Source organism: Streptomyces sp. NPDC034086 (assembly GCF_055575515.1).
Window position 1 is genome coordinate 69,732 of the sequence record NZ_JBVISM010000021.1, and the last position, 14,274, is coordinate 84,005.

Consider the following 14,274-nt stretch of genomic DNA (forward strand, 5'->3'; position numbering starts at 1 on the left):
CGGACCGCACGCACGGAGCGGGGTGCCCCCGGGGGTGCCCCGCTTCCGCACGCTCAGGGCCGGCCCGTGCCCGTCACCCCCAGCTCGAACCAGACCACCTTGCCGCGCCCCGGCCCGAGCGGGTCCACGCCCCAGTCGTCGGCCAGCGCCTGCATCAGGACCAGCCCGCGGCCGTGCGTACCGTCGTCGGCGGACGGTACGTACGACCGGGGCAGCAGTGCGGCGTGGTCAAGGACCTCGACCCGGAGCCGGCCGCTCCTGAGGCTCGCGGACACCTCGGCGCCCTGTTCGGTGTGCACGAGGGCGTTGGTGACGGCCTCGGTGATCAGCAGTTCGGCCACGTCGGCCGTCTCGCCGCGGCAGCGGTGCCGCAGCAGCTCCCGCAGGGCCCGGCGCACCTCGCCCACGGCCTTCAGATCGGCCCGGCGCAGGCTGCGCGTCATCTCGGCGCGGTCCTGTCCGGCACCCGTCGACGGCTCCCGCGCCAAGGGCCGTTCGGTCCTCCACGTCTTCCCGGTCTTCGCCCCCACCCGCACGGCGACATACCTCCCCGCATAGCGCTGCCCGTGGTCTCGAACAGGTCTACGGAATGCATGCCCCTGGGTACGGTCCGCACTCCTTCGGCCTCAAGGCCTGGGCAGGTTCCGCAGGTTGGAACGAGCCATGTGGACCATCCGGCCGACCCCGCCGTCCAGCACGGTCTTGCCGGCGGACAGAGCGAATCCGGTCACCATCCCGGCACTGATCCTGGGCGGCATCGACAGGGCGTCGGGGTCGGTCACCACGTCCACCAGCGCGGGCCCCTTGTGCCGGAACGCGTCCTTCAAAGCGCCCGTGAGCTGCTTGGGCTTCTCCACCCGCACCCCGTAGGCGCCCGCCGCGCGGGCGATCGCGGCGAAGTCCGGATTGTGGTTCGTCGTTCCGTACGAGGGAAGGCCGGAAACCAGCATCTCCAGCTCGACCATCCCCAGGGAGGAGTTGTTGAAGAGGACCACTTTGACGGGCAGGTCGTACTGCACCAGGGTGAGGAAATCTCCCATCAGCATCGAGAAGCCGCCGTCGCCCGACATCGACACCACTTGACGGCGGCGGTCGGTGAACTGCGCGCCGATGGCCTGCGGGAGGGCGTTGGCCATGGAGCCGTGGCTGAAGGAGCCGATGATGCGCCGCTTGCCGTTCGGGGAAAGATAGCGCGCCGCCCAGACGTTGCACATGCCCGTGTCGACGGTGAACACGGCATCGTCGTCGGCAAGTTCGTCGAGTACGGAGGCCACGTACTCGGGGTGGATCGGCATGTGCTTCTCCACCTTGCGCGTGTACGCCTTCACCACCCCCTCCAGCGCGTCCGCGTGCTTCTTCAGCATCCGGTCCAGGAAGCGGCGGTCCACCTTGGGCCGCACCCTCGTGTTCAGCGCGCGCAGGGTCTCCCGTACGTCCCCCCAGACCGCCAGGTCCAGCTGCGAGCGTCGGCCCAGGTGTTCGGGCCGGATGTCCACCTGAACGATCTTCACGTCGTCGGGGAGGAAGGCGTTGTACGGGAAGTCCGTGCCGAGCAGGACCAGCAGGTCGCACTCGTGCGTGGCCTCGTAGGCGGCGCCGTAGCCCAGCAGACCGCTCATGCCGACGTCGTACGGATTGTCGTACTGGATCCATTCCTTGCCGCGCAGGGCGTGGCCGACGGGGGCCTTGACCCGGCCGGCGAACTCCATGACCTCGGCGTGCGCGCCCGCGGTGCCGCTGCCGCAGAAGAGCGTCACCCTGTCGGCCGCGTCGACCAGCCGGACCAGCTTCTCGATCTCCTCTTCACCGGGCCGTACGGTCGGCCGGGCCGTCACCAGGGCGTGCTCCACCGCCTTCTCCGGAGCCGCCTGCGCGGCGATGTCCCCCGGCAGCGCGACGACGCTGACCCCGCCGCGGCCGATGGCGTGCTGGATGGCGGTCTGGAGCAGCCGGGGCATCTGGGCCGGGTTGGAGATCAGCTCGCTGTAGTGGCTGCACTCGCGGAACAGCTGGTCGGGGTGGGTCTCCTGGAAGTAGCCGAGCCCGATCTCGCCGGAGGGGATGTGCGAGGCGAGGGCGAGGACGGGGGCCATGGAGCGGTGGGCGTCGTACAGACCGTTGATCAGGTGGAGGTTGCCGGGCCCGCAGGAGCCCGCGCAGGCGGCGAGCCGGCCGGTGATCTGGGCCTCGGCGCCCGCGGCGAACGCGGCCGTCTCCTCGTGGCGGACCTGGATCCACTCGATGCCGCCCGTCCGGCGGATCGCGTCGACGACCGGGTTCAGGCTGTCGCCGACGACTCCGTACATCCGGCGCACGCCCGCGCGCACCAGGATGTCCACGAACTGCTCCGCCACGTTCTGCTTGGCCATGGAAGGCGCCCTTTCCGGTTCCGCGCGAGCCGTGTGCGCCTTCCATCCACGCACGTCCCGCCCGGCTACGCCTCCCAGAGCGCGACGGCCGTCCGGTCGTCGGCGTAGCCCTTGAGGCGCAGCTGGACGTCCGCGAGGAACGCCGCCAGACCCGGCGGCTCCCCCTGCGACCAGCGGGCGGCCAGCTCGGCCGGGAGCAGGCCCTCCTCCCGCATCGGCTCCGCGAGACCGCCGGAGCAGAGCAGCAGGGTGTCACCCGGGCGGGCCACGGACGCCCGGAACCGGAAGGCGCCGCCGGTCGCCCCGCCGGCCGGCTCGGCGGCCTCCAGGTCCTGCCAGCGGCCGGCGCGCAGCCGGAAGGCCCCTCCCGCGCCCGCGCCGAAGAAGACCCGGTGGGGGCAGTGCGGGTCCAGGGGCAGCAGGAGCCCCCGCAGCCCGGCGGTGTACGCCTCCTCCGCGAGCCCGAGTTCGGCGGCACGGGCCCGCAGCCGCCCGTAGCCCCGGTCGGTGAGGCGCTGGAGCCCCGACAGCAGGGCTTCGCGCCGGCCCGCCCGGATGTCCTCGGCCAGCCTCTCCCGGCTGCGCCCGACCGCCGCCGCGACGAGGTGGCCCAGCTCGGCGGCGGCCTCGCGGGCCCCGGGCGCGGCCCGGTCCCCGCCCGCCAGGACCACCAGCACCAGCGCTCCGTCACCGCTGCCGAAGCGGGCGGTGAGCAGGAAGTCCCGCCGGGCCTCGCCGCGGTAGCGGGCGGAGTCCCCGCGCAGCGAGGCGGCCCGCAGGGTGTACGTGCCGTAGCGGGCGCCCTCCAGGACGGTGTCCGGGGTCAGGAAGTCGAGCGCGGCGGGGTCGGCCGCGGGCAGTGCCCCCGGCTCGGCGGCGTAGGTGGGGGCACGGTCGCCGAGGTGGCGCACCGCGGGCCGTTCGGACTCCGGCTCCGGTTCGGGTGGCGGGTCCCAGCCCGGGCCGGGGGCCGGCGGCACGGCCACGTCCCCCCGCGCGTACCCGGTCTCCCCGGCCACCACCGGATCCGCTGCGGGGGGCGCCGTGCGCTGCGGGGGCAGGGGCGGGGCCGGGGGCGGGCCGGCGATCCGGTACCCGGACGGCAGGCCCTCGGGAGCCGGAACCGCCGGCGGCGGGGCGGGCGGCGCGTCGGCCGTCGGGGGCGGCTCCCGCCGGGGCCCGGGCAACGGGGGTTCGGGACCGGTCACCAGGACCGACGCCGAGCGGAAGCGCTGGTCCAGCGTCTCCCCCGGGTCGGGGGCGGGACCCGCCTCGGGGTCCTCGTACAGCTTCTGCCACCAGTCCTCGGCGCCCTGCTGACTCATGCCCCCATTCTCGGCCCGCCCGGGCGGCGGAAAACCCCGAATGCACGAAAAGGCCCCCCGGATCCTCGCCCGGCAGGTGGGACGCATCGCTCCAAGCGCACGAAAGCACCTCACCACCCCGTAAAAGACCCATGCCGGGAGGATGTTGGTGCGCGGGGGAGCCGCCGTGACGGTGGAGCGGGGGATGCGGCGAAGATGGCGGTGGCGGGTTCGCGCCGTGGCCGCTCCCCGCCGGGAACGGCTCTGGGGAGTGGGGTGGACGGGTTGCTGGGAGCGATAGGCCTGGACGAGGGCCAGGAATCGGCGTACCGCGCGCTGGTGGCACTGGGGGCTGCGGAGGTGCCCGACCTGGCACACCGGCTGACGCTGCCCGTGCCGCAGACCGAGCGGGCCCTGCGCCACCTGGAACGCCACGGCCTCGCGGCCCGGTCCTCGGCGCAGCCGGGCCGCTGGGTGGCGGCGCCTCCGGAGGTCGCCCTCGGCGCCCTGCTGACCCAGCAGCGGCACGAACTGGAGCGGGCCGAGACGGCCGCGGCGCTGCTCGCGCGCCAGTACCGGGCGGAAGCGGCCGAACCCCCCGTGCACGACCTGGTGGAGGTGGTGACGGGCGCGAGCGCCGTGGCCCACCGCTTCCACCAGCTCCGGCTGGGCGCGGCGCACGAGGTCTGCGCCCTGGTCAGCGGCCGGCACCAGCCGGCGGCCGGGCCGGACCACGAAGCCTCCGTACGCGGCGTCGAGCACCGGGTGGTCGTCGAGCGCGAGGTGCTCACGCTGCCCGCCGGGATGCGGGAGGCCTCCGGCGCGCTCGCCCGCGGCGAACGGATCCGGGTGACGGGCACGGTCCCCACGAGGCTGGTGATCGCGGACGGCACCCTCGCCATGGTCCCGCTGACGGCCCGCGGGGCGGAGCCGACGGCCCTGGTGGTCCACGCGTCGGGCCTGCTCGAAGCTCTGCGCGGCCTCTTCGAGGCGGTGTGGCGGGAGTCCCTCCCCCTGCGGCTGGGCGTCACGGGCCACCCGGAGGAGAGCGACGGCGGCCCCGACACCACCGACCTGGAGATCCTCTCCCTGCTGCTGGCCGGGATGACGGACGCGAGCGTGGCCAAGCACCTCGACCTGGGCCTGCGGACGGTCCAGCGGCGCGTGAAGGGACTGATGGAGCTGACGGGCGTGACGACGCGGCTCCAGCTCGGCTGGCACGCGTACGAACGGGGCTGGGTGGCCCGCTAGCCGGGCGTCGGTCACGCTGAGCCCATGGATCTGCCTCAGCTGCTCCTGGTGGGGCTGGTGCTGCTGCTCGGGGTGCTGGGGGTACTGGTCCCCGGCGTGCCCGGGACGTGGCTGGTCTGGGCGGGGCTGCTGTGGTGGTCCCTGCACGAGCGCTCCACCGCCGCATGGGCGGTCCTGGTCGCCTCGACGGCCCTGCTGCTGGTGGTGCAGGTGGTGAAGTGGCAGCTGCCGCCGCGGCGGCTGCGCGGCGTCGGGGTCACCCGCCGCACGGCGGCGTACGCGGGCGCGGGCGCGGTGGCCGGCTTCGTCCTGCTGCCGGTGGTCGGGGCGGTGCCGGGCTTCATCGGCGGGATCTACCTCTCCGAGCGCCGCCGGCTCGGCGCGCACGGGGAGGCGTGGGCGTCGGTCCGGACGGTGATGCGGGCGGTGGGGACGAGCGTGCTGGTGGAGCTGCTCGCCTGCCTTCTGGTCACGGCGGCGTGGCTGGGAACGGTCCTGTCCACGTGACCCCGGCGGCCCTGCACGGGACCCTGGACCTCGAAGCCGGCGAGGCTGAGGGTGGCGGGGCTGGAGTCGAGGGCCAGGCCGGAGTCGCTGCGTGAGGGGGCGGGGACGGGGTGGGTGCCGTCCGGGGCTGAAACGAGATGCATTCGGCGCGAGCCACCCCCCACAACCGGATCCGGAACGGGCGCCGAACATCGAAGCCCGCCCCGGCCACCGGTCCAGCGCCGAAAACATCCCACCGAGCCCCCGCCCGGCCAGAGCAAAGGCCCGGCAGGGCAGAGGTCCGGCCAGGGCAGAGCCTAATGACCCCGCTTCGCCGCGTAGTTCGCGCGCCCCACCGCCGACTTCATGCGCCAGTCCCGCCGGATCTCCGCCCGCAGCCTGGCGTCGGTCTTCGCGACGATCCGCTGGTTCTCGCGCAGCAGCTTGCGGTAGCTCTCCAGGCGCCGCTCGGGCAGCGCGCCCTCCGCCACCGCCTCCAGCACCGCGCACCCCGGCTCCGCCTCGTGCGCGCAGTCGTGGAAGCGGCACTGCGCGGCGTACTCCTCGATCTCCGAGAACACCTGCCCCACCCCCGCCTCCGCGTCGAAGAGTCCGACGCCGCGCAGCCCCGGGGTGTCGATCAGGACGCCCCCGCCCGGCAGGGCGAGCAGGTTGCGCGTGGTGGTGGTGTGGCGGCCCTTGCCGTCGACCTCGCGGATCTGCTGGACCTGCATGACGTCGGCACCGAGGAGCGCGTTGGCCAGCGTGGACTTGCCCGCGCCGGAGACGCCGAGCAGCACGCTCGTACCGTCGGCGACGACCGCGGCGAGCACGTCGGTGCCCTCCCCCGTGTGGGAGGAGACGGTGAGGACCTGCACGCCCGGCGCGGTGGTCTCCACGTCCCGCACCAGGTGGGCCAGCGTGCTCGGGTCCGGGACCAGGTCGGCCTTGGTCAGGACGACCAGCGGCTGCGCCCCCGACTCCCACGCCAGCGCGAGGAACCGCTCGATCCTGCCGAGGTCGAGCTCGACGGCGAGCGAGACGGCGATGATCGCGTGGTCGACGTTGGCGGCGAGGATCTGCCCCTCGGACCGCTGCGAGGAGGTGGACCGCACGAAGGCGGTCCGGCGCGGCAGGTACGCCTTCACGTAACGGGGGTTGCCGGTCGCCTCGACGGCGGCCCAGTCGCCCGTGCAGATGACCCGCAGCGGGTCGTGGGGCGTGACGAACGCGGTGTCGGCGCGGATCACGCCGTCCTCCGTCATCACGTCGCACTGGCCCCGGTCGACCCGCACGACGCGGCCGGGGAGGAGTCCCTGGGCGGCGTAGGGGGCGAACTCGTCGGCCCACGCCCCGTCCCAGCCGAAGGAGGACAGGGAGGAGAGGGAAGAGGAGGAAGAAGAGAGAGACAAGGGGAACCCTTCACAGGGTGGCCCCGGCAGCGCCCGCTCGGCGGCGGTGCGGAGAGAGTGTGAGGTCAGCCGGAGACCACAGGGGCGGAAACGATGATGAACTCCTGAATGCGGGCAAAGCCCGTCACCGTGACAGTCATCAATGTCCTCACCTCCTGCTTCTTCTCGACGAACCGGCACCACGCCCTCGGCGACGGCACACGGCCGCGCCTCGGAACGAGCAGAACCATAGCCCCGCCCCGGGCCACCGCACCACCGATTAAATCCGGGGGCCGGCGGCCGGGGGCGGGTTTCTCAGCAGCTCATGGTCCAGGTGTGGGAATCGCCGGCGTCGTTGGCGGCGGCGTTGTGGTTGACCTCCTGGCCGGGGGCGAGGCAGAGGGTCATGTGGCCGCCCAGTCCGCTCGCGGAGTAGACCTGTACGTGGTCCTTGATGCCGGGGCCGGAGATGCCGTGGTTGGCCCAGGAGGAGTCCTCGTCGGCGATGTAGCTCTCCCACCAGGTGTCGTCGCCGCTCCAGTTGGCGCGCTGGCCCTGGTAGTCGACGTCCGTCCAGGCGCAGAACTCGCCGCTGGGGCAGTCGGCCGCGCCGGCCGGGGCCGCCGCGGCCAGGCCCGCGGTGAGGACGAGGAGTGCGGTGGCGGCGGCGGTGGTCAGCCTGTTCTTCATGAGGGGTCGTGGCCTTTCCGGTGGGGGGTCTGGTCGGCGGACAGCAGTGCGGCCGCGCGGCGCAGTGCGCGGTCGCGCAGCCGGTCGTAGGTGGCGATGTCGCCGCGGTGTGCGGCGCGGACCTCGGCGAGGCGGACGGGCTCCAGCCGGGCGCGCAGTTCCCGGAGGCCGGTCGCGCCGACGCAGCGGGCGTCCTGGTCCTCGCACGCCGCGCGGCGGGCGAGTGCGTCCCGGTACGCGGGGTCTTGCGCCAGCCGGGCCTGGGCCTCGGCGCGCAGGTTGTTGACGGTGACCTCGGCACGGAACCAGCCGGCCTGGTCGCCGTAGAGGTCGCGGTGCGCCTCGGCCAGGCAGCCGTCGGTGTGCGTACGGACCGTGTGTCCGGTGGCGAGCGTGACCGACAGCTCGGCCGGGGCGGTCCCGAACAGCACGTCCTGCCGCGGTGGCGGTCCCGCTGCCCCGCGGGCCTCCAGGCAGCGGTTCACCAGGAGCTGCTGGGCGGCCTTGATCAGGTCACTGCGCGCCGGCTCCGAGGTGGGCGGCTCCGGCCGGGACGGTCCGGCGCACGCGCCGGCGCACAGCACCGCCACGACGATGCCCGTCGCCCCGCGGCCGATCGCCCGCATCCGGGCAGCGCACAACCTCACACCACCCCGAACGATCAAGGGCGGCCGCGGACACGGTGGGCTGCGCGGCTCCGGGGACCGGGCCGGGGCGCGTGGCGGCGTCCGTGTGCCCTTCCCGCGATGTCCGTTTCCTTCAAGACCGCGGCCCGGCCGTCCGCCTAGCCTGCGGTGCATGACTCCACGACTCGACATGATCGGCCTGGTCGTCTCCGACATGGCCGCCTCGCTCGCCTTCTACCGCCGGCTCGGTCTGGACGTCCCGGCCGGCGCCGACACCCAGCCGCACGTCGAGGCCGTACTGCCCGGCGGGCTGCGGATCGGCTGGGACACGGAGGAGACGGTCCGGTCCTTCGACCCCTCCTGGACCCCGCCGAGCGGCGGCGCGCGCCGGGAGCTCGCTTTTCTGTGCGACTCCCCCGCCGAGGTGGACGCGCTGTACGCGGAGCTGACGGGCGCCGGGTACGAGGGGCACCTCGAGCCCTGGGACGCCTTCTGGGGGCAGCGCTACGCGGTGGTGCTCGACCCGGACGGCTGCGGGGTCTCACTGTTCGCCCCCGCCGCCGTGTAGGCCCCGAGGGCCGTTCCGGCCCGGGCGCGCCGGAGGCGCGGCACCCGGCCCGGGGTGCGGGGCCCGTACCCGGAGGCGGCGAGGCGCGTCCGGGCCGGCGCTTCGGGGGCCGCGCACGGGTCCTCGTACGCGGCCGTGCGCCCGGCGAGGCGGCGCACGTCGCGGCCGGGCCACCCCAGGGGGCCCGCCGTCAGTGCTTGCGCAGGCGGGAGGTGTAGTCGTCGGGCGGCAGGAAGTTCGACCAGCGCTCGGGGAACTCCGAGGGCATTCCGGCGTCCTCGTCGTCCTCGGACTCCCCCTCGGCGAGGGCCCGCCAGGCGGCGGCGCGGGCGACGAGCCGGGCGGCCTCGGCCTCGCGGGCCCGTTCGTTGGCCTCGCGGGCGGCGGCGGTGGCCACCGAGGGCCAGACCCGGTCGATGGCGGCGTTGACGGCGGCGCCGACGAGGACCGCGAAGGCGGAGATGCCGATCCACAGCAGGATCGCGACGGGCGCGGCCAGGGAGCCGTAGATCGTCGGCCCCTCCACCGTGTTGGTCAGGTAGATCCGCAGCAGGAACGAGCCGAGCACCCACATCGCGAGCGCCACCAGCGCGCCCGGCACGTCCTCGATCCACGGGGAGCGGACGGGCACGGAGACGTGGTAGAGCGTGGTCAGGAAGGCGATGGAGAGCAGGGTGACCACGGGCCAGTAGAGGACGGCGATCACCTCCGTGCTCCAGGGCACCAGGCGGACGACGGCGTCCGGCCCGACCACCATCAGCGGGAGCACGATCGCGCCGATCAGCAGGGCGATCACGTAGAGGAGGAAGGCGAGCAGCCGCGTCTTGACGATGCCCCGCTGGCCGTCGAGCCCGTACATGACGGTGATGGTGTCGATGAAGACGTTGACGGCGCGCGAGCCCGACCACAGCGCGAAGGCGAAGCCGAGGGAGATCAGGTCGGGGCGGCCGCGGCTGGTGACGTCGTCGAGCATGGGTCTGGCGATGTCGTTGACGCCCCGGTCGGACAGGACGGTGCCGACCGCGCGCAGGATGTTCTCCTCGATGCTGGCGACGGACTCGGTGTTGGTCCAGCCGTCCACGTAGCCGAGCAGGCCCAGCAGGCCGAGGAAGAGCGGGGGCAGGGACAGGAGGGTGAAGAAGGCCGCTTCGGCGGCGAGGCCGAGGATCCGGTACTCGATGCAGGAGTTGACGGTGTCTTTGAGGAGCAGCCAGCCCATCGTGCGCTTGGAGACGTTGCGGTAGAGGGCGCGGGCCCGGTGGAGCCGTCCCGGCCGTACCGGGAAGCCCTCGGGTGTTTCTTTTGCTGGCTGCACGTCCTTACGGTATCCGCATGGCAGCCACCACCCACACAGTCAGCAACCAGGCCCCTCCCCTCGTGGGGTACGAGGTCTACCTCGGCGACCGTGCCCTCACGGAGGGCGTGGAGCGGCACCTCGCCGGCGCGGCCCCGGAACTCCGCGAGGAGGTGCTCGGGGAGCTCACCGCCCTCGGACGTGCCGCGGGTTCCGCGCAGGCGCAGCAATGGGGCCGGGAGGCGAACGAGCACCCGCCGGTCCTGCGGACGCACGACCGGTACGGGAACCGGATCGACGAGGTGGAGTTCCACCCTTCGTGGCACCGGCTGCTCGGGCACGCGGTGGGCGCCGGGCTGACGGACGCCTGGGGGCGTCCGGCCGGGCACCTGCGGCGCGCGGCGGGTTTCTTCCTGTGGTCGCAGGCGGAGTCGGGGCACGGCTGCCCGGTCTCGATGACGCACGCCGCCGTGCCGGCGCTGCGGGCCGATCCGGAGCTGGCGGCGGAGTGGGAGCCGCGGCTGACCTCGCACGTCTACGAGGAGGGGCTGCGGCCGGCCGGGCAGAAGGCCGGGGTGCTCTTCGGGATGGGGATGACGGAGAAGCAGGGCGGCAGCGACGTACGGGCGAACACGACGACGGCGGCGCCGCTGGACGCCTCCGGGGAGTACGTGCTGACCGGGCACAAGTGGTTCTGCTCGGCGCCGATGTCGGACGGGTTCCTGGTGCTGGCGCAGGCGCCGGGAGGGCTGACCTGTTTCCTGGTGCCGCGGGTGCTGCCGGACGGGACGCGCAACGCGTTCGCGATCCAGCGGCTGAAGGACAAGCTGGGCAACAAGTCGAACGCGTCGGGGGAGATCGAGTTCGACGGGACGTGGGCGCGGCGGGTGGGCGAGGAGGGCCGGGGGGTGCGGACCATCATCGAGATGGTGGCGGCGACCCGGCTGGACTGCGTGATCGGTTCGGCCTCGCTGATGCGGCAGGCACTGACGCAGGCCGTCCACCATGCGGAGCACCGCTCTGCTTTCGGAGCACCGCTCATCCAGCAGCCGCTGATGCGCAACGTCCTCGCCGACCTCGCCCTGGAGTCGGAGGCGGCGACGGCCCTGACGCTCCGTCTCGCGGCCGCGTACGACGCCGGGACCGACCAGGAGCGGGCCTTCCTGCGCCTGGCCGTGCCCGCCGCGAAGTACTGGGTGACCAAGCGCTGCACGCCGATGGTGGCGGAGGCCCTGGAGTGCCTGGGCGGCAACGGCTACGTCGAGGAGTCCGGGCTGCCCAGGCTGCTGCGCGAGTCCCCCGTGAACTCCATCTGGGAGGGCTCGGGCAACGTGCAGTCCCTGGACGTGCTGCGCGCCCTCCAGCGGGAGCCGCAGGCCCTGAACGCCTTCCTCCAGGAGGTCGGCCTGGCCCGGGGCGCCGACCACCGGCTGGACGCGGCGATCAAGGACCTGCTGACGGAGCTGGCCGACCTCGACGGCATCGAGGCACGGGCCCGCCGGGTGGTGGAGCGGATGGCCCTGGTGCTGCAGGGCTCGCTCCTGGTGCGGTGGGCTCCGCCGGAGGTGGCGGACGCGTTCTGCGCGTCGCGGCTCGGCGGTGACTGGGGGGCGGCCTTCGGAACGCTGCCGCACAGCCTGGACCTGGCCGCGGTGGTGGCACGGGCGCGGATCACGGGCTGACGGCGGTCCCCAAACCACCGTGCTCCCGGGCCGTCGTGGTCCCCAAACCGCTACGGCCGCCGGAACGCTCAGCACCGGATCCGAGCCCGTGGAGGTGGGACCGGGGGTGGCGCCGCGCCGACTCGGCACCACCCCTGGTCCAAGAGCCCCGAGGAAGGAGCTGTCACGCCGCTCGGCGGCGTGCCCATAGTTTCGGTCGGGTGACCGGGGGTTGGCGAGGGTTGCATACCGTTGCAACCCTGCATTCCTTACGGCTCGGAATTCGCCCGCCGCATGTGCCGGGGTAACACGCGCGTGCGGCACCGGGGGCGGCTCCGGCAGTACGTCCTGTTCAGCACGGGGAGGTTCCGGTGGCCAACACCGCAGGCAGCACGGTCGACGTGGCGCGCATCTCGGCGATGGACGCGCGCGAGGCGACGCGCCTGCTCAAGGGGGTACGGGCCGCCGCGCTGGCCGGGGACCGGCCGCCGGCCGCCCCCCGCCCGGAGATCGCCGAGTCCTGGAGGCGGATGCTGGCCGTCGGGGTGCACCCCGACCAGGACGCGCGCTCGCGGATGCTGTCCGCGGCCGAGACCGAGGAGCGGAGGCAGGTGTCGCCCCTGAGGGAGGTCCTCCCGGTGCTGCGCGAGGGGCTGCTGCCGGCCCTGGACGAGTCCCTGCACATCATGGTCGTCGCCGACGCGGACGGGCGGCTGCTGTGGCGGGAGGGACACCGGTCGATCCTGCGCAAGGCCGACCGGCTGGGCTTCGCGGTGGGGGCCGACTGGGACGAGGCCGTGGTCGGCACGAACGGGGTGGGCACGGCCCTGGTGACGGGGCGCCCGGTCCAGGTGTTCTCGGCGGAGCACTTCGTCTCCAGTCACCACGACTGGACCTGCGCCGGGGCCCCCGTGCACGACCCGAGGGACGGGCGGCTGCTCGGCGTGGTCGACGTCAGCGGGCCGCTCGCCACCATGCACCCGGCGACCCTGGCCTGGGTGAGCTCCGTGGCCCGCCTCGCCGAGCGGGAGCTGCGGGTGCGGCACCTGGAGTCCCTGGAGCGGCTGCGGGCGGTGGCGGCCCCGCTGCTGGCCCGGCTGCCCGGGCGGGCCGTGGCCGTGGACCCGCACGGCTGGACGGCGGCCGTGACGGGGCTGGCCCCCGCCGACCGGGTCGCCCTGCCGAAGGCCCTCGGCCCCGGGCCGGTACGGGTCGCGCAGCTGGGCGACTGCGTCGCCGAGCCGCTGCCCGGCGGGTGGCTGCTGCGGCTGGCCGAGCCGCGCGGCGCCGCCGCGGCGGTGAGCCGGGTGGTGCTGGACCTGAGCCGGCCCCGGTCCTGGTCGGCGACGGTGTACGGGGCCGCCGGCAGCTGGTCCCAGGAGCTGAGCCCGCGCCACGCGGAGCTGCTGTTCCTGCTGGCGGAGGCGCCGCGCGGGCGTACGGCGGCGGAACTGGCCGGCGAACTGTTCGGGGACCCGACGCGGACGGTGACGGTCCGCGCCGAGCTGTCCCGGGTACGGCGGCACCTCGCCGGTGTCCTGACGCACCGGCCGTACCGCTTCGCGGAGGACGTGGAAGTGGAGCTGATCCGCCCGGCGGACCCGGCCCGGCTCCTGCCCCACTCCACCGCCCCGGCGGTCATCCGGGCCCGCGTGGGCCACGGCGCGGCGGCCGTGATTCCCTGAACCGCATGAGCACCATCACACTCACCACCTGGTCCCTCGAGATGACCTCGGCGTCGGACCTCGTCCCGGCGGCGGTACCGGGTCCGGAGATCACGATCGTCCGCTCGGAGGTCCCCTCGCCGGAGTTCAGCCGGTTCCTCTACGCCTCGGTGGGCGGGGACATCCACTGGACGGACCGGCTGTCGCTGACCCGCGCGGAATGGGCGGAGCGGCTGAACCGGCCCGGGGTGGAGACGTGGGTCGCGTACGACCGGGGCACCCCGGCCGGGTACGTGGAGCTGGACGCGCAGCCCGACGGTGTGGTCGAGATCATGTACTTCGGGCTCCTGCCCGACTTCCGGGGCCGCCGCATCGGCGGACACCTGCTGACCTTCGGCACGGCCCGCGCCTGGGACCTCGCGTCCCGCTGGCCGGACCGCGAGCCCACGCGGCGGGTCTGGGTGCACACGTGCAGCCAGGACGGGCCGACGGCGATGGCCAACTACCAGCGGCGGGGGTTCAAGGTCTTCCGGACGGAGACGGAACTGAAGGAAGCCACGCCTACGCCGGGGCCGTGGCCGGGAGCGTAGGCCCTGGCCGGGCGGTTCGGGGGGCGGGGTGCTGCCCTGCCGGCGCCGCTGCCCTGCCGGGCGGGGCTTCGGGCCGGGGTGCCCCACCGGACGGTCGCCCTGCCGGGCGGGGCTTCGGGCTGGGGTGCCCCACCGGACGGCCGTCCTGCCGGGCGGGGGCTCGGGCCGGTGCCCCACCGGACGGTCGCCCTGCGGGGCGGGGGCTCGGGCCGGTGCCCCGCCAGACGGTCGCCCTGCCGGGCAGGGCTTCGGGCCGGGGGTGCCCCACCGGACGGTCGCCCTGCCGGGCGGGGTTCGGTGGGGTGGCTTCGGGGCGGGGTCGGTGCCGGGGTGGGGTGTCGTCCGGGGCGGGCTTCGATGTTCGGCGCCCGTTCCGGATC

The 14,274-nt window shown here is 74.3% G+C and carries 13 protein-coding genes; 6 read left to right on the forward strand and 7 right to left on the reverse strand.

Going from position 1 to position 14,274, the window contains the following annotated elements; all coding sequences use genetic code 11:
* Positions 1–53: 53 nt before the first annotated feature.
* The 3 genes from ACZ514_RS30095 to ACZ514_RS30105 all read right to left on the reverse strand — a co-directional run bounded on the left by ACZ514_RS30095 (position 54) and on the right by ACZ514_RS30105 (position 3,694).
* Positions 54–443: an ATP-binding protein gene (locus tag ACZ514_RS30095; RefSeq protein ID WP_468175658.1), complete on the reverse strand. Its 390-nt coding sequence runs from the start codon at positions 441–443 to the stop codon at positions 54–56.
* 183 nt (positions 444–626) lie between these two features.
* On the reverse strand, positions 627–2,369 hold the full coding sequence (locus tag ACZ514_RS30100) for a pyruvate dehydrogenase (protein ID WP_469126159.1): 1,743 nt from the start codon (positions 2,367–2,369) through the stop codon (positions 627–629).
* Positions 2,370–2,434: 65 nt separating this feature from the next.
* Positions 2,435–3,694, reverse strand: coding sequence for a protein phosphatase 2C domain-containing protein (locus ACZ514_RS30105; RefSeq protein WP_468175664.1), 1,260 nt, complete (start codon positions 3,692–3,694; stop codon positions 2,435–2,437).
* A gap of 264 nt (positions 3,695–3,958) precedes the next feature.
* Between ACZ514_RS30105 and ACZ514_RS30110 the strand changes: the two genes are divergently transcribed.
* Both ACZ514_RS30110 and ACZ514_RS30115 read left to right on the forward strand, forming a co-directional pair.
* Positions 3,959–4,924 carry a helix-turn-helix domain-containing protein gene (locus ACZ514_RS30110; protein ID WP_468175672.1) on the forward strand — a complete coding sequence of 322 codons (966 nt, stop codon included), beginning with the start codon at positions 3,959–3,961 and terminating at the stop codon, positions 4,922–4,924.
* 24 nt (positions 4,925–4,948) lie between these two features.
* Positions 4,949–5,431 (forward strand): DUF456 domain-containing protein, encoded by a 483-nt coding sequence (locus tag ACZ514_RS30115; RefSeq protein WP_468175675.1) that lies wholly within the window; start codon positions 4,949–4,951, stop codon positions 5,429–5,431.
* Positions 5,432–5,727: 296 nt separating this feature from the next.
* On the opposite strand, the gene rsgA is transcribed toward ACZ514_RS30115, so the two are convergent.
* From rsgA to ACZ514_RS30130, 3 genes are all read right to left on the reverse strand, one after another.
* Entirely contained in the window at positions 5,728–6,822 is a 1,095-nt protein-coding gene (gene rsgA, locus ACZ514_RS30120) for a ribosome small subunit-dependent GTPase A (RefSeq protein ID WP_468165021.1), read from the reverse strand.
* Between the two features lie 294 nt (positions 6,823–7,116).
* Positions 7,117–7,491 (reverse strand): peptidase inhibitor family I36 protein, encoded by a 375-nt coding sequence (locus ACZ514_RS30125; protein ID WP_468165023.1) that lies wholly within the window; start codon positions 7,489–7,491, stop codon positions 7,117–7,119.
* The gene (locus tag ACZ514_RS30130; RefSeq protein ID WP_469126160.1) at positions 7,488–8,117 is read right to left on the reverse strand and encodes a hypothetical protein; all 630 of its coding nucleotides are present in this window, start codon (positions 8,115–8,117) and stop codon (positions 7,488–7,490) included. Before ACZ514_RS30130 ends, ACZ514_RS30125 begins: the two co-directional genes overlap by 4 nt.
* Before the next feature lie 172 nt (positions 8,118–8,289).
* On the opposite strand from ACZ514_RS30130, the gene ACZ514_RS30135 reads away from it, so the two are divergent.
* Positions 8,290–8,685, forward strand: a complete 396-nt coding sequence (locus ACZ514_RS30135) for a VOC family protein (protein ID WP_468697382.1) — start codon at positions 8,290–8,292, stop codon at positions 8,683–8,685.
* 190 nt (positions 8,686–8,875) lie between these two features.
* Here the strand turns inward: ACZ514_RS30135 and ACZ514_RS30140 are convergent, their stop codons facing one another.
* Positions 8,876–10,000: a YihY/virulence factor BrkB family protein gene (locus ACZ514_RS30140; protein ID WP_388946494.1), complete on the reverse strand. Its 1,125-nt coding sequence runs from the start codon at positions 9,998–10,000 to the stop codon at positions 8,876–8,878.
* Between the two features lie 17 nt (positions 10,001–10,017).
* Here ACZ514_RS30140 and ACZ514_RS30145 point away from each other — a divergent pair, with 17 nt between their 5' ends.
* The 3 genes from ACZ514_RS30145 (at position 10,018) to ACZ514_RS30155 (ending at position 13,894) form a co-directional block, all read left to right on the forward strand.
* Positions 10,018–11,661, forward strand: a complete 1,644-nt coding sequence (locus tag ACZ514_RS30145; protein ID WP_469126161.1) for an acyl-CoA dehydrogenase family protein — start codon at positions 10,018–10,020, stop codon at positions 11,659–11,661.
* Between the two features lie 398 nt (positions 11,662–12,059).
* Positions 12,060–13,325 (forward strand): GAF domain-containing protein, encoded by a 1,266-nt coding sequence (locus tag ACZ514_RS30150; protein ID WP_469126164.1) that lies wholly within the window; start codon positions 12,060–12,062, stop codon positions 13,323–13,325.
* A 5-nt stretch (positions 13,326–13,330) separates the two neighbouring features.
* Complete coding sequence (locus ACZ514_RS30155) at positions 13,331–13,894, forward strand: GNAT family N-acetyltransferase (RefSeq protein WP_468165031.1); 564 nt, start codon at positions 13,331–13,333, stop codon at positions 13,892–13,894.
* The last annotated feature ends 380 nt before the right edge of the window (positions 13,895–14,274 follow it).

Coding starts and splice junctions, on each gene's coding strand:
- ACZ514_RS30095 (WP_468175658.1), bottom strand. CDS start 443: ATGACGCGCAGCCTGCGCCGGGCCGATCTGAAGGCCGTGGGCGAGGTG.
- ACZ514_RS30105 (WP_468175664.1), bottom strand. CDS start 3,694: ATGAGTCAGCAGGGCGCCGAGGACTGGTGGCAGAAGCTGTACGAGGAC.
- ACZ514_RS30150 (WP_469126164.1), top strand. CDS start 12,060: ATGGACGCGCGCGAGGCGACGCGCCTGCTCAAGGGGGTACGGGCCGCC.
- ACZ514_RS30135 (WP_468697382.1), top strand. CDS start 8,290: ATGACTCCACGACTCGACATGATCGGCCTGGTCGTCTCCGACATGGCC.
- ACZ514_RS30115 (WP_468175675.1), top strand. CDS start 4,949: ATGGATCTGCCTCAGCTGCTCCTGGTGGGGCTGGTGCTGCTGCTCGGG.
- ACZ514_RS30145 (WP_469126161.1), top strand. CDS start 10,018: ATGGCAGCCACCACCCACACAGTCAGCAACCAGGCCCCTCCCCTCGTG.
- ACZ514_RS30125 (WP_468165023.1), bottom strand. CDS start 7,491: ATGAAGAACAGGCTGACCACCGCCGCCGCCACCGCACTCCTCGTCCTC.
- ACZ514_RS30100 (WP_469126159.1), bottom strand. CDS start 2,369: ATGGCCAAGCAGAACGTGGCGGAGCAGTTCGTGGACATCCTGGTGCGC.
- ACZ514_RS30130 (WP_469126160.1), bottom strand. CDS start 8,117: ATGCGGGCGATCGGCCGCGGGGCGACGGGCATCGTCGTGGCGGTGCTG.
- ACZ514_RS30155 (WP_468165031.1), top strand. CDS start 13,331: ATGAGCACCATCACACTCACCACCTGGTCCCTCGAGATGACCTCGGCG.